Origin of the sequence: Candidatus Poriferisocius sp. (assembly GCF_965204015.1) — a bacterium.
Lineage (GTDB): Bacteria > Actinomycetota > Acidimicrobiia > Acidimicrobiales > Bin134 > Poriferisocius.
Map to the genome: position 1 here is coordinate 3,109,989 of NZ_OZ241965.1, position 12,072 is coordinate 3,122,060.

Annotated in this window: 12 protein-coding genes and 3 tRNA genes; 7 read left to right on the plus strand and 8 right to left on the minus strand. The window is 66.2% G+C overall.

What is annotated here, in order from left to right; genetic code table 11:
• Position 1: 1 nt before the first annotated feature.
• Positions 2 to 703, minus strand: coding sequence for a corrinoid protein (locus ACOGJC_RS13955; protein WP_419845606.1), 702 nt, complete (start codon positions 701 to 703; stop codon positions 2 to 4).
• A 143-nt stretch (positions 704 to 846) separates the two neighbouring features.
• Between ACOGJC_RS13955 and ACOGJC_RS13960 the strand changes: the two genes are divergently transcribed.
• Genes ACOGJC_RS13960 through ACOGJC_RS13975 form a run of 4 tightly spaced genes read left to right on the plus strand, consistent with a single transcriptional unit; the run spans position 847 to position 6,278 of the window.
• Positions 847 to 1,164 (plus strand): hypothetical protein, encoded by a 318-nt coding sequence (locus ACOGJC_RS13960; RefSeq protein WP_419845607.1) that lies wholly within the window; start codon positions 847 to 849, stop codon positions 1,162 to 1,164.
• A gap of 43 nt (positions 1,165 to 1,207) precedes the next feature.
• Positions 1,208 to 1,483 (plus strand): hypothetical protein, encoded by a 276-nt coding sequence (locus ACOGJC_RS13965; RefSeq protein ID WP_419845608.1) that lies wholly within the window; start codon positions 1,208 to 1,210, stop codon positions 1,481 to 1,483.
• Complete coding sequence (locus ACOGJC_RS13970; protein WP_419845609.1) at positions 1,468 to 2,760, plus strand: RCC1 domain-containing protein; 1,293 nt, start codon at positions 1,468 to 1,470, stop codon at positions 2,758 to 2,760. The genes ACOGJC_RS13965 and ACOGJC_RS13970 overlap by 16 nt, the downstream gene beginning before the upstream one ends.
• Positions 2,757 to 6,278, plus strand: coding sequence for an RCC1 domain-containing protein (locus tag ACOGJC_RS13975; protein WP_419845610.1), 3,522 nt, complete (start codon positions 2,757 to 2,759; stop codon positions 6,276 to 6,278). Before ACOGJC_RS13970 ends, ACOGJC_RS13975 begins: the two co-directional genes overlap by 4 nt.
• Before the next feature lie 118 nt (positions 6,279 to 6,396).
• Here the strand turns inward: ACOGJC_RS13975 and ACOGJC_RS13980 are convergent, their stop codons facing one another.
• The 7 genes from ACOGJC_RS13980 to ACOGJC_RS14010 all read right to left on the minus strand — a co-directional run bounded on the left by ACOGJC_RS13980 (position 6,397) and on the right by ACOGJC_RS14010 (position 10,971).
• The gene (locus ACOGJC_RS13980; protein ID WP_419845611.1) at positions 6,397 to 6,555 is read right to left on the minus strand and encodes a hypothetical protein; all 159 of its coding nucleotides are present in this window, start codon (positions 6,553 to 6,555) and stop codon (positions 6,397 to 6,399) included.
• Positions 6,556 to 6,557: 2 nt separating this feature from the next.
• Positions 6,558 to 6,815, minus strand: coding sequence for a hypothetical protein (locus ACOGJC_RS13985; RefSeq protein WP_419845612.1), 258 nt, complete (start codon positions 6,813 to 6,815; stop codon positions 6,558 to 6,560).
• Between the two features lie 183 nt (positions 6,816 to 6,998).
• Complete coding sequence (locus ACOGJC_RS13990) at positions 6,999 to 7,820, minus strand: hypothetical protein (protein WP_419845613.1); 822 nt, start codon at positions 7,818 to 7,820, stop codon at positions 6,999 to 7,001.
• Positions 7,821 to 8,296: 476 nt separating this feature from the next.
• A tRNA-Lys gene (locus ACOGJC_RS13995) sits at positions 8,297 to 8,370 on the minus strand.
• Positions 8,371 to 8,374: 4 nt separating this feature from the next.
• A tRNA-His gene (locus ACOGJC_RS14000) sits at positions 8,375 to 8,452 on the minus strand.
• Positions 8,453 to 8,522: 70 nt separating this feature from the next.
• Positions 8,523 to 9,464 (minus strand): haloalkane dehalogenase, encoded by a 942-nt coding sequence (locus ACOGJC_RS14005; RefSeq protein ID WP_419845614.1) that lies wholly within the window; start codon positions 9,462 to 9,464, stop codon positions 8,523 to 8,525.
• Between the two features lies 1 nt (position 9,465).
• Positions 9,466 to 10,971, minus strand: coding sequence for a hypothetical protein (locus ACOGJC_RS14010; protein WP_419845615.1), 1,506 nt, complete (start codon positions 10,969 to 10,971; stop codon positions 9,466 to 9,468).
• Positions 10,972 to 11,099: 128 nt separating this feature from the next.
• Between ACOGJC_RS14010 and ACOGJC_RS14015 the strand changes: the two genes are divergently transcribed.
• The 3 genes from ACOGJC_RS14015 (at position 11,100) to ACOGJC_RS14025 (ending at position 11,861) form a co-directional block, all read left to right on the plus strand.
• The gene (locus ACOGJC_RS14015; RefSeq protein WP_419845616.1) at positions 11,100 to 11,321 is read left to right on the plus strand and encodes a hypothetical protein; all 222 of its coding nucleotides are present in this window, start codon (positions 11,100 to 11,102) and stop codon (positions 11,319 to 11,321) included.
• On the plus strand, positions 11,299 to 11,622 hold the full coding sequence (locus ACOGJC_RS14020; protein ID WP_419845617.1) for a type II toxin-antitoxin system PemK/MazF family toxin: 324 nt from the start codon (positions 11,299 to 11,301) through the stop codon (positions 11,620 to 11,622). Before ACOGJC_RS14015 ends, ACOGJC_RS14020 begins: the two co-directional genes overlap by 23 nt.
• A 164-nt stretch (positions 11,623 to 11,786) precedes the next feature.
• Positions 11,787 to 11,861 (plus strand) — tRNA-Arg (locus tag ACOGJC_RS14025).
• Positions 11,862 to 12,072: the final 211 nt, after the last annotated feature.

Consider the following 12,072-nt stretch of genomic DNA (forward strand, 5'->3'; position numbering starts at 1 on the left):
GTCACACCGCGGCTCGACGGGCAGCCACCAGCTCTTTGGCGGTCTCGGCGGCGACCGCCGCGTCACGGCAGTAAGCGTCGGCGCCGATGGCCTCGCCGAACTCCTCGTTGAGCGGGGCGCCGCCCACCAACACGATGAATTCCTCCCGAAGGCTCTTTTCGACCAGCGTGTCGATGACCACCTTCATGTACGGCATGGTGGTGGTGAGCAGGGCGGACATGCCCAAGATGTCGGGCTGGTGCTCGTCGAGTGCGGCGATGAACTCTTCCACATCGGTGTTGATGCCCAGATCGGTCACCTCGAACCCGGCACCCTCCAGCATCATGGCCACCAGGTTCTTGCCGATGTCGTGGATGTCGCCCTTGACGGTGCCGATCACCACGCTGCCGATGGGCTCGGCCCCGGTCTCGGCCAGCAGTGGCCGCAAGATGGCCATGCCCGCCTTCATGGCATTGGCGGCCAAAAGCACCTCGGGCACGAACAGGATGCCGTCGCGAAAGTCGATGCCCACGATGCGCATCCCCTCCACCAACGCCTCGTCCAGCACCTTGTCAGCCGGCCATCCCCGGTCCAGCAAGATTCTGGTGCCTTCATCAATCTCTTCGGCGAGACCGTCGTAAAGATCGTCGTGCATCTGCGCACACAGGTCTTCGTCGTTCAGACTCGACAGATCGATGTCGTCGATCTCGGGCGTGTCAGTCATTCGACACACTCCTTCTGTGGTGCTGGACCCCAGGGCGGGTTCCATACTGTGGACCAGTACCGCAATGCGGAACAGTGTCACTGTAGCACGACGAGCGAGCGCTTGCCTGTGTCGGCAGCCACTGCTGGCTATACGGTTCTCGGGTGCCCTCAGTGCTGAAGATTGCGGCGTCAGTGGCGGTCGCTGTGGGGTTGGCGGTTGTGGGGCTAGGGGTCTCTTCGAGCGTGGTCTTGGCTGATGCAGCGGCTGAGCGGTGCTTCGGGGTTCATCGGTTCGGTCAGCAGCCGGTGGATGTGGCGAAGTCGGCGGATGGGTCGGAGGTGCTGGCTCAGGTGCGGTGGGGGTATCACGATTCCATTGGCTGTTATCTGGTGCTCGACGACGAGGCGGTGGGGGTGCTGCGGGCTTCAGGTCGGACGTTGACGTCCAAGGGCGACTGCGGGCGATCGCTCAGCGGCTGAGCGGTGTTTCGGGGTTCATCGGTTTGGACAGCAGCTAGTGGATGTGGCGAAGTCGGCGGATGGGTCGGAGGTGCTGGCTCAGGTGCGGTGGGGGTATCACGATTCCATCGGCTGTTATCTGGTGCTGGACGACGAGGCGGTGTGGGAGCTGCGGGGTGGGCTGCCGGAGGTGGGGCCACAGGCCAGTCTCGGTTTCGGTCGGCGGTTTCCATGCCTGCCGGTTGCTGGAGGGCGGTGCGGCGGTGTGCTGGGGCGAGCGACGAATCTGGGCAGGCTGATGCGCCTGCGGGGCGTTTCTTGTCGGTGTCAGCCGGGGTAGAGCATTCGTGTGGTCTGCGGGACGCCGACAAGGTGGTGTGTTGGGGCAACGACGAGTATGGGCAGGCCGCGGCGCCTGAAGGGCGGTTTGTGGATGTGTCTTCAGGTTGGCGGCATTCGTGCGGAGTGGGGGCCGACGGCGGGGTGGTGTGCTGGGGGTCAGACGAGGATTGGGATGGCGACCCCATCGGGCAGGCCACCGCGCCCGACGGGGGGTTCGCCGCGGTTTCAGCGGGAGGGTGGCACTCGTGCGGACTGCGAACAGACCGCACCGTCACGTGTTGGGGCCACAGCGATTTTGGCGGGGCGACGGAGCCTGGCGGGCGTTTCTTGTCCGTGTCGGCTGGCGACTGGCATTCGTGCGGTCTGCGGATCGACCGCACGGTTGTGTGCTGGGGCAGCAGCAGTTCTGGGCGTACTCACGCGCCCGCCGGGGAGTTCTTGTCGGTGTCTGCCGGCGGGCAGCATTCGTGCGGTGTGCGGGTTGACCACTCGGTGGTGTGCTGGGGGTCGGACGAAGACTGGGACGGGAAACACATCGGGCAGGCCACCGCGCCGGACGGGGAGTTCTTGTCGGTATCGACCGGCCATTGGAATTCGTGCGGATTGCGAACCGATGGCGCAGTGGTGTGCTGGGGCTACGGCGGCTCAGGACTGGCAGAGGTTCCCGAGCCGCAGCCCAGCCCGGTGTCGGCGGGCGGGGGTCATTCGTGCCGACTTGGGATTGATGGCACCGTCGAGTGCTCGGGCGGCGACGACTACGGGCAGGCCACGGCGCCGGGCGGGGAGTTCTTGGCGGTGTCGGCGGGCGGGGGTCATTCGTGCGGACTGGGGGCTGAGCTGGCCGTCGAGTGCTGGGGCGATGACATTTCCGGGCAGGCCACAGTGCCCGATGGGCGGTACTTGGCGGTGTCGGCCGGCGGGCAGCATTCGTGCGGTGTTGGGACCGATCAGACCGTGGTGTGTTGGGGCGACGACTGGGCTGGACAGTCCACGCCGCCGCAAGGACGATTCACCGCGGTGTCGGCCGGCGACTTCCATTCGTGCGGCCTGCGAGCCGATCGGACCATCGGCTGTTGGGGCCGCAACCTCTATGGGCAGGCCACCGCGCCGGCCGGGGTGTTCGCCGCGATTTCGGCTGGTGGTCGCCATTCGTGTGGGTTGAGGGTTGACGGCACCGCGGTGTGCTGGGGCCGCGACGAAGACGGGCAGGCCACTGCGCCGGCCGGAAAGTGTTCACCGCGATTGCAGCTGGTGGTCGTCATTCGTGCGGGTTGAGGGTTGACGGTACTGCGGTGTGCTGGGGCCGCGACGACGACGGGCAGGCGACGCCGCCGGCCGGAGAGTTCACCGCGATTTCGGCCGGGGATAGCTTCTCGTGCGGCTTGCGGACCGACATGGAATCCGTGTGCTGGGGCCGCCAAGGCGAATTCGAAGGGCCGCCCGAGACCCCTGATCGGCAAGTCGAGGTGGTCTCGGCTGGCAGCAATCACGTGTGCCGAATCTATGGGGGTGCCGCCGTCGTGTGCTGGGGCAACGACTACTACGGGCAGGCCACTGCGCCGGTCGAGGAATTCGCCTCGGTGTCGGCTGGTCGGCACCATTCGTGCGGGCTGAGGGTTGACGGCACTGCGGTGTGCTGGGGGTCGGACGAGGATTTTGGGGGCAACGCCGGCGGGCAGGCCACCGCGCCTGAGGGGGAGTTTCAGGCGGTGTCGGCGGGCGGCTTCCATTCGTGCGGGCTGAGGGTTGACGGCACTGCGGTGTGCTGGGGGTCGGACGAGGATTGGGAGGGCGACCACGTCGGGCAGGCCACCGCGCCTGAGGGGGAGTTCTCAGCGGTGTCGGCGGGCAGTTGGCATTCGTGCGGTTTGCGAGCCGACCAGTCGGTTGTGTGCTGGGGTCGGCTGTCCTTTGCGCCTGGCGGGCGGTTCTTGGCGGTGTCGGCCGGCAGCGGCCATTCGTGCGGGCTGCGGATCGACCGCACGCTGGTGTGCTGGGGCGGTCACGGCTCGGGGGAGGCGGCACCACCGGCGGGGGAGTTCGCGGCGGTGTCGGCCGGTGGTGACCATTCGTGCGGTTTGCGAGCCGACCAGGCAGTTGTGTGCTGGGGCTCGAATGAGGATTGGGCGGGAGTACACATCGGGCAGGCCACCGCGCCTGAGGGGGAGTTCTTGGCGGTGTCGGCCGGTAGTTGGCATTCGTGCGGGTTGAGAACCGATGGCGCGGTTATGTGCTGGGGGTCAGATGGCTCCGGGCGCCTTGACGTTCCCGAGCCGCAGCTTGATCCCGTGTCGGTCGGCGGGGGGCACTCCTGTCGACTCCAGGCCGACAGCACCGTGGAGTGCTGGGGCCGCGACCGCTATGGGCAGGCCACCGCCCCGGACGGGCGTTTCCTGTCGGTTTCTGCCGGGACCGGCCATTCGTGCGGTTTGCGGGCCGGGCTCGCCGTCGAGTGCTGGGGCGACGACATCTCCGGGCAGGTCGCGGTGCCCGACGGGCGGTTCTTGGCGGTGTCGGCCGGTGGACAGCACTCGTGCGGGTTGCAGTTGGACCGGTCCGCAGTGTGCTGGGGCGACAACTGGGCCCGACAGGCGACGCCGCCGCAAGGGCGGTTCACTGCGGTAGCAGCCGGCGACTCCCACACCTGCGGCTTGCTAACCGACAAGTCCGTTCGCTGTTGGGGCGGCGACGACCATGGGCAGGCGACCGCGCCTGATGGGGAGTTCGCCGCGGTGTCGGCCGGTTGGCGTCATTCGTGCGGCCTGCTGGTTGATGGCGCCGCAGTGTGCTGGGGCGGCGACGACCATGGGCAGGCGACCGCGCCTGATGGGGAGTTCGCCGCGGTGTCGGCCGGTTGGCGTCATTCGTGCGGCCTGCTGGTCGATGGCGCCGCAGTGTGTTGGGGTAGCGACGACCATGGGCAGGCGACCGCGCCTGATGGGGAGTTCGTGGCGGTGTCGGCTGGTTGGCGTCATTCGTGCGGTCTGCTGGTCGATGGCGCAGTCGAGTGCTGGGGCAATCAAAGCGAAGATGACGGGCAGCCGGAAACGGCCGACGACCAGATTGAGCTGCTCTCGATCGGGGGTGCCCATCTGTGCGGGCTTCGGACTGATCAGACTGCCTTCTGTTGGGGCTACAACAATTACGGCCAGTTGAACGCGCCTGGGAGGGAGTTCGCCGCGGTTTCAGCGGGTTGGCACCATTCGTGCGGCCTGCGGCCCACTGGCACCGTCGTGTGCTGGGGCCATAGCGACTTTGGCCTGTTGGGCGCTCCCGATGGGGAGTTCGTGGCGGTGTCTGCGGGTTGGCGTCATTCGTGCGGTGTGCGAGCCGACCGTTCAGTCGCGTGCTGGGGGTCGAACGACGATCTGGATGGCGACCACATCGGGCAGGCCACCGCGCCTGATGGGGAGTTCTTGTCGGTTTCGGCGGGCCATCAGCATTCCTGCGGTATTGGGGTCGACCAGACCGTCGAGTGCTGGGGTCTGCGGTCTTCCGCACCGGGCGGGCGGTTCCTAACGGTGTCAGCCGGCGCTTCACATACCTGCGGGTTGCGTACCGATCAGAGCGTCGAGTGCTGGGGCCAGAACGTATCCGGGGAAACGTCGGCACCGGATGGGGAGTTCCTTTCGGTGTCGGCCGGCGGTTCCCAATCGTGCGGGTTGCGAACCGACCGAACCGCCGAGTGCTGGGGCGGCAATGATTTCGGGCAGGCCACCGCGCCGGATGGGGAGTTCCTGGCGGTGTCCGCGGGTCCGCGCCATTCGTGCGGGGTGCGGGCCGATCAGAGCGTCGAGTGCTGGGGCTATACCCGGCGACCGTTTACTGGTTCTTTCGACGTCCATGTGTTCTATTGCGCATCCGAGACCCTGGGATATACCGACGCCGACTTGAAGCGAGAAGTCGAAGAGATGAGCAATGTGGCCCAGTTCTTTGCCCGCCAGTCATCGGGCTTGGCGAGTGTTCGCTTCATTCCGGCGGCGGTGATTTCCCCGGATGTGGATTGGGACGGGATCCTGCTGGACACTTGGTACCGCCAGGTGGGTTCTCATCCGTGTGAAAAAGAGATCGAGGAGTGGGGGGATGTCCCCGATGTGCTCGTGCTGACCGGCGCTGAGCTGGGCGGCCTCACGTCTGGCTATGCCTACTGGGGCTCGGATTTCTCCTATGCGACCGTGTCGACGCTTGAGGCTCAGTACGCCAGCTATTGCCCCGGTTATGCCAGACCCCACCGGGTACGGGATCTGGTCGGCGCGGCGCAATGCCCGATCAGCGTGCCGAAGCTGATTGACCTATACGAGGATGTCGTGTTGCATGAGATCGGCCACTCGGTGTTCAAGCTGGACCACTCGCTGGACTGCTCGTTCATGAGCTACGTCTGCGTTGACTATTCGAGGATGGGGTGCGCCCACATATGGCTGCTGGGATGGCCTCCGCCCGATGAGTGTCCGACGGAGCGCTCCGACCAAAGCGGGGAGCGGTCGAAGTTGCTCAGCATTTCCCCCGGGGCCAGCCACTATTGCGGCCTGCGGGCCGACGGCACCATCGATTGCTGGGGATGGAACGACGCCGGTCAAACGAATGCCCCCGGGGGCGTGTTCACCGCCCTGTCCGCCGGGTTGAACCACAATTGCGGTCTGCGAGACGACGGCACCGTCAAATGCTGGGGCGACAATAGCCACGGGCAGGTTGACGCGCCGACCGGCACCTTCATCGCCGTGCGCGCCAACCACAACTATTCCTGTGCCACCAAGGCCAACGGCGTCGAGCAATGCTGGGGAGACCACAACTAGCAACGGCCGATTCATCCTAAAGGCGCTCCTCGGTCCGCTGGCGCCGGAGGCCTGCCAGGTGGCGGGACCGGTTTGAGGCCGGTGTGGCGTGTCCTGACATTTCTGGTCGGTGCGGGATTCAGATGCCGACAACCCTTGCCAGGTACAGCGTGCCCGGCGCGTCTGGTCCTCCGGGTTCGCTGGCGTGGAAGTAGATGGCGGCTGTGGCGGCGCGGCTGTCTTTTCCGGAGTCCCAGTCGTCGAGCACCTGGAGACCGGCCCATTTCCACTGCGCCATCGCTAGGCGGTGAACTCCTGTCGGCCCAGCTTCTTGTTGAAGTACTCGGCCAACTCGGACCTGTCCTTCGCGTCGGCGTCGGCTGTGCCCTCGGCGATCCGCTTCGCGGTCTCGAGTTCGGCCTCTTGGATCTGCTTGATGACCTGCGGCGGGTGCTCGGCGGACTCCTGCGCCGACAAGCTCTGCGCTCTTCGCTTCGGGATGGCGGTGTGGCGGGCCCGCTGGAACAGCCGGCCCAAGTGCAGCCTCTCTGCGCCCATAGCAGTAGTCCCCTTCTGGATGTTGGTTGGCGGTTACGAGCGTAAGCCGAACTAGCGTGCCCGGTGCGCTTCGGCGGCGAATCCGCTGGCGGTCGGAATCCGAGAATGCCAGCCGCTGTCGGCAGCGGACCGCGCTCAGACACCGATGTCCTGGCGCAACAACGGCGAGTGGTCGAGGCGGCCTCAGCGGTCTGTCTGGATGGAAGCGAGCATCTGGGCGCTGTAGTCGGCGAGGTCTTGGGCCATGCCCAGCGCCGGGGACCTGGCGGTGATGTTGGCCGGGTCGATGCCGGCGGCTCGGGCGGCGGCTTTGATGCAGCGGGTGACGGTGCTGGCCGAGAAGTCGAAGACGCGCTGGCCACCATCGGCGTCGGGGGGTCGTATGCGGGCCAGCGCTTGGGCGGCGAACTCTGATATGGGTGCTACGTCCGGTTGGTATGCGGTGGGGTTCGGGACGCGGACTTGGCCGAGCCCGCCGTGTTCGAACACGTCCACGTCCCCCCATTTGAGGGCGAGGATCTGGGAGCAGCCCAGCGAGGCGTCGTGGGCCACGGCGATCATGGCGATGTCGATGTCGCCGCGGTGGCGGGCTTGGCTGGCGGTCTCCAAGCGTTTTCCGGGCAGGTTGCGGCGGGGCTTGTGGGCGGTGTCGATGATCTGGCAGATGTGGTGCCACCGCAGCGGGTCGGGCGGGTCGGGGGCGCCGCTCCGGGCGGCGGCCTGGTCGGCCAGCTCGTTCAGCAGGCGGAGCACCTCGGGGTCGTGGGCCGGGTTGGCGCCGGGCGAGTCGCGGTGCCAGTGGGCCACCGCGGAGTGGTAGACGCGAAGGGTGCCGGGCTTTTTGTCCTGTTCGGCCAGAGCGCCCAGCCACTGCTGTAGGTCGCCGGGGCGGGCGGGGAACTCCGGCAACCCCCGACCCGACGCCCACGAGCGCCAGCTCCTCTGGCCGGTGCGGTAGGCCTTGAGGGTGCTCGCCGACAGCTCGACTGCCTCGTCCTGGCCCATCACCCGGACCCCGGCCCCGCGGCGGGTGCCCCCATGCCGCCGCAGCCGGCCCAGCCGCCGACAGCGTCCCCCGACGGGTGGGGGACGGCAGGGTGAGCGGCTCGGAAATCCACGGCCCCTGATGTAGCGGACCGGCGCAGCGCGGGCCGAATCAGGACAGGCGGCCACCACCGGGGCCGGCTGCGGTTTCGCGCCGGTTCGCCGAAAAGGTGGGCGGCCCCCGAGCGGCAAATGTGCGAGGCGCCCCGCGGCGGTTCGGGGCCGCGGTCTGGCCGATGGCCCGAACAAGGCGCGTTTGAGGGTTCTGGGGCTCTCGCGTGGACCGGTCGCTTTTCGGGCGGGGTCTTCAGCCTGTTAGAGGGGATCGCTGCTGTCGGCTATGGCTGCCCGGTGCTCAATGCCCTACACGCTGGCAAATTGTGCCGTTATTCTGGGTTTTTGCGGACCCTACGGCAATTTTCGGGAACCGCCACTTGTACCCCCCCTGGGACTCGAACCCAGAACCTGCGGATTAAGAGTCCGTTGCTCTGCCAAATTGAGCTAGAGGGGCTTGTTGGGCGGACCGAGGGGATTTGAACCCCCGACCTCCGGGACCACAACCCGGCGCTCTAACCTGACTGAGCTACGGCCCGCACGGTCCGGTCAGTCTAGGGCCGGTTTTGCCGTGCGGGGAAACTGTTTGGCGTCGGGAACCGAGCGCGCTCAGCCCAGCCAGGCGACGATGGCCTCGGCCAGCGCGGGGCCTTGGTCCTCTTGGATGAAGTGGCTGGCCGGGCGGAATTCGGCGTGGGGCTGGCCCGCGGCCCCGGGAATCCGCTCGGTGAAGGCCGCCTGCCCGCCGCCCAGCACCGGATCGTCGGGAGCCCACAGGGTGAGGACCGGCTTGGTCCAGCGTTCCAGTACCTTCCAGGCGGCACGGTTTGCCGGAACGGCGGGATCGTCGGCCGAGATCGGCACCAACATGGGGAAGTGGCGGGCCCCGGCCATGTAGCGCTCTTCGGGGAACGGCGCCCGGTAGGCGTCCTGGGCGGCGTCGCTCAGCTCGGTGGCCGTCGCATTGTCCACCAGCCGCCCGCAGTCGAGGAACTCAACGTCTTGGCTGAACTGGAGCCAGAACTCGAATCCCGCCCCCGGCGACTGCCCTTCGGGCAGACCGGTGTTGGCCAAGATCAGCCGGTCGACCAGATCGGGATTCTCAGCGGCCACCCGCAAGCCGATGAGCCCGCCCCAGTCCTGGCCGAACAAGTGCAGCGGTCCCGCGCCCCGCTCGGCGGCGGTGGCCGCCAAGAACTCCCGCATCCACGCCACGTGGCCCTTGTAGGTATAAGCCGAGCGCTCCACCGGCTTGTCGGATCGCCCAAACCCGATCAGGTCAGGCACCACCACCCGGTACCCACCCGCCACCAGCGGCGGAATCATCTTGCGGTACAGATACCCCCATGTCGGCTCGCCATGCAGCAGCAAGACGGTGGCCGTCTGCCCGTCCAATTCATCGGGCTCCGCCATCACGTAGCCCACCCGCAACCCGTCTACGTCGACATAGCGCGGCTCGTACGGATAATCGCCGGCCACGCCAAACCGTTCCTCCGGAGTCCGCACATACGCAACGCCGCCTCCGGTAGTGAAAATCTCAGGGCTTGGCATGTTAGCTCGAACGGCTTGCTCGGGTTGCGCACTGCCCGGCGTAGGGGAGGTTCTCGGGATCGTCGGGGAGCTTGATCACGATGCCGTCTATGTCGGTGTCTCTGACTTGGGTATACGTGATGTGGCGGGCTTCGGTGGTGAGGCCTCCTTCGCCCCACCAGCCCACAAACGAGCACTCGTGGGTTGGATCAGCGTGGATATCAATTGAGAATGTGCCGTTCACAACCCTGCCGTAGAAGGAGCCATCGGCGTCAGTATGGGCCCAAGCGCTGGTCTCTACTGTTCCTTGCCAGAACCACAGCAAGATGTTCTCCACCGGCTGATCATCGGGACCCAGTACCACGCCTTCGATGAGGTTTGCCGAAATATCGACAGTCTCGTGGCAAGACGACGGGGCTGACGCATCGCCGTACACTTCATCCAAGAGCTCGGCAAGGGCCGGGTCGTACTCAAGCAGCTCAGCTCGAGTGTTGATGTTGTTGTGAGTTCCGCTGGGAGGGCTGTTCAGGTTGAACCAGCCCACGGTCCCCTCGGCCCAGTACTCGTCTTCGTCGGTGGCCGCATAGGTGTTCTCCCAAAGCCCGGCATCCAGCGCACTTTGGTAGGCGGCCTTGATTCGATCGCGGAATTCAGTGTCGCCCATTTGGAACTCGATCGCCATATTGAGAACAGCATGGCCGATTTCATGGATCATGACATCCTCATGGGGAAACACCTCGCTTTCCAGGCAGAGGACGTTTTCCACCGCCGCGGTCATCACCGGGAGAGATGTCGTGGGCCCGAGACCCCCTCCCTTGGTTGTGACGTTCCAGTCTCGGCTGGGGAATTGCTCGTTCAACTGGCTGAACTCTGGGATCTCGGTGATCACGGAGCCTTCGGCCATCAGCGTGACATGCATTCCCGACTCGGCCAGTGCCTCGATGAGGTCGGGCCGGTTCGCCAGCACGTCAAAGAAGAGGTCTCTGGTTGCATACAGCGCCTCGTCGGGCACCGCTGCGGACGTGACGATGGGGATCCCGCCGGCGTCCAGATACTTCTGATAGAAGGGATCGAAACCGAGTTCCGCCGGAGGAGGCCCCAGGGGCGGCAGAGGCGGTTCCACCACTGCGGGGGCGCCGTCGACGCATCCGCCGGGCACGATCTCGGTGTCGATGTTGAACCGGCACCGGTAGGTGTTCAACAGCGCCTCCTGGGCCTGGATGAGGCCGTCGCGGGCCTCGATCTCGACGGCGGTGGGGGTGCCGGTAAACGGAGCGGGCTGGGCTGCGGGCTGGGAGGGGGCGCCGTCAGCGCATCCGCCGGGCACGATCTCGGTGTCGATGTTGAACCGGCACCGGTAGGTGTTCAACAGCGCCTCCTGGTTGGCGATCAGCCCGTCTCGCGCCTCGACGTCCCCCACCGTTTGCGCTGCGGCCGCATGGGGCAGCACAACAACGGCGGTTGCCGCGAGAACAAAACACAGAACCACCCCCCAAAGGGTGCGTATGCGCAACAACGGGCTAGGCATGGCGATGACAGTAACTGAATAGCTGACTCCGCGATTGCCTGTCGTGTCAACGGTGAAGGCGATTCTGCCTTCAATGTGTAGCGCTAACAGCTTCGGGGGTTTTGGGCAAGCAAGGTATACTCTGCGGTATGCCTGATTCGACTACCATCAAGGTCTCGGTTCGGAACCGGGATGCGCTCCGCCAGCTGGCAGAGCGCGAGGGGCTCACGTTCGATGCGCAGCTTGAGAAGATGATTCGGCGGGAGCGCCGTCGCATCATCGGGGCCCAGCTGGCAAGCGCCCCGCTCGATGCTGGCGATGAGGCGGTTCTCGATGCTTCTGCGAGCGATGTCGCTGATGCGAGCCGGTGACGTTATCCGCTGCGATTTCGGGACACCGGCGAGGGGCGAGGCGGGGTATGTCCGACCGGCGATCGTGGTCACCTCAGATGAAGTGCTCGAATTCCGCCAACACGCAATCGCAGTCGTGCCCTGCACGACCACAAAGCGAGGATGGTTGAGCGAGGTCGACATCACCGGCTTCGGTGTCGCCCAAGCGCACCTCCCCACCACCATCAGCATCGACCGCATCGTCGAAACAACCGATACGAACATCGGATCCGTCGCCCTCCAACAGATCCGAGAACTCATCTCCGACCTGCTCGGCCTCTAACCCAGCCGCCCCGCACCTACTCTGTAAGAATCCCTCTCTTGCTGGTCATCTCGATCAGGAGGTAGCTATGTCATTGATGGAAAAGGAGAGGCCGCCCAAAACCCCGCACCAGCCCCTGCCAGCGGCTTGATACGTTTGTTTCGCGCCGTTAAACGCGCCAGCACGCCCCTGTAGCTCAGTCTGGACAGAGCAGATGACTTCTAATCATCAGGTCGCAGGTTCGAATCCTGCCGGGGGCGCAAATCAATATTCCCGGCGGTTTCCATCCGCTTTGGCCTCCTAGGCGAACCTCACCTGTCCCACTGAGCGGACGCAGCCCGCTGCTGTGGGTGGAGGGCGGAGCGGCGGGGGCGGCCGGAGGCCAGACCGGGGGGTCCAACGCGGGCCAGCTGCCCCCGCCGACGGGGGCTGGAGCTGTCCTTATCCCAGGGCGGCTCCCGCCGCCCCCGC

Coding starts and splice junctions, on each gene's coding strand:
- ACOGJC_RS13955 (WP_419845606.1), bottom strand. CDS start 703: ATGACTGACACGCCCGAGATCGACGACATCGATCTGTCGAGTCTGAAC.
- ACOGJC_RS13980 (WP_419845611.1), bottom strand. CDS start 6,555: ATGGCGCAGTGGAAATGGGCCGGTCTCCAGGTGCTCGACGACTGGGAC.
- ACOGJC_RS13985 (WP_419845612.1), bottom strand. CDS start 6,815: ATGGGCGCAGAGAGGCTGCACTTGGGCCGGCTGTTCCAGCGGGCCCGC.
- ACOGJC_RS13990 (WP_419845613.1), bottom strand. CDS start 7,820: ATGGGCCAGGACGAGGCAGTCGAGCTGTCGGCGAGCACCCTCAAGGCC.
- ACOGJC_RS14005 (WP_419845614.1), bottom strand. CDS start 9,464: ATGCCAAGCCCTGAGATTTTCACTACCGGAGGCGGCGTTGCGTATGTG.
- ACOGJC_RS14010 (WP_419845615.1), bottom strand. CDS start 10,971: ATGCCTAGCCCGTTGTTGCGCATACGCACCCTTTGGGGGGTGGTTCTG.
- ACOGJC_RS14015 (WP_419845616.1), top strand. CDS start 11,100: ATGCCTGATTCGACTACCATCAAGGTCTCGGTTCGGAACCGGGATGCG.
- ACOGJC_RS14020 (WP_419845617.1), top strand. CDS start 11,299: ATGTCGCTGATGCGAGCCGGTGACGTTATCCGCTGCGATTTCGGGACA.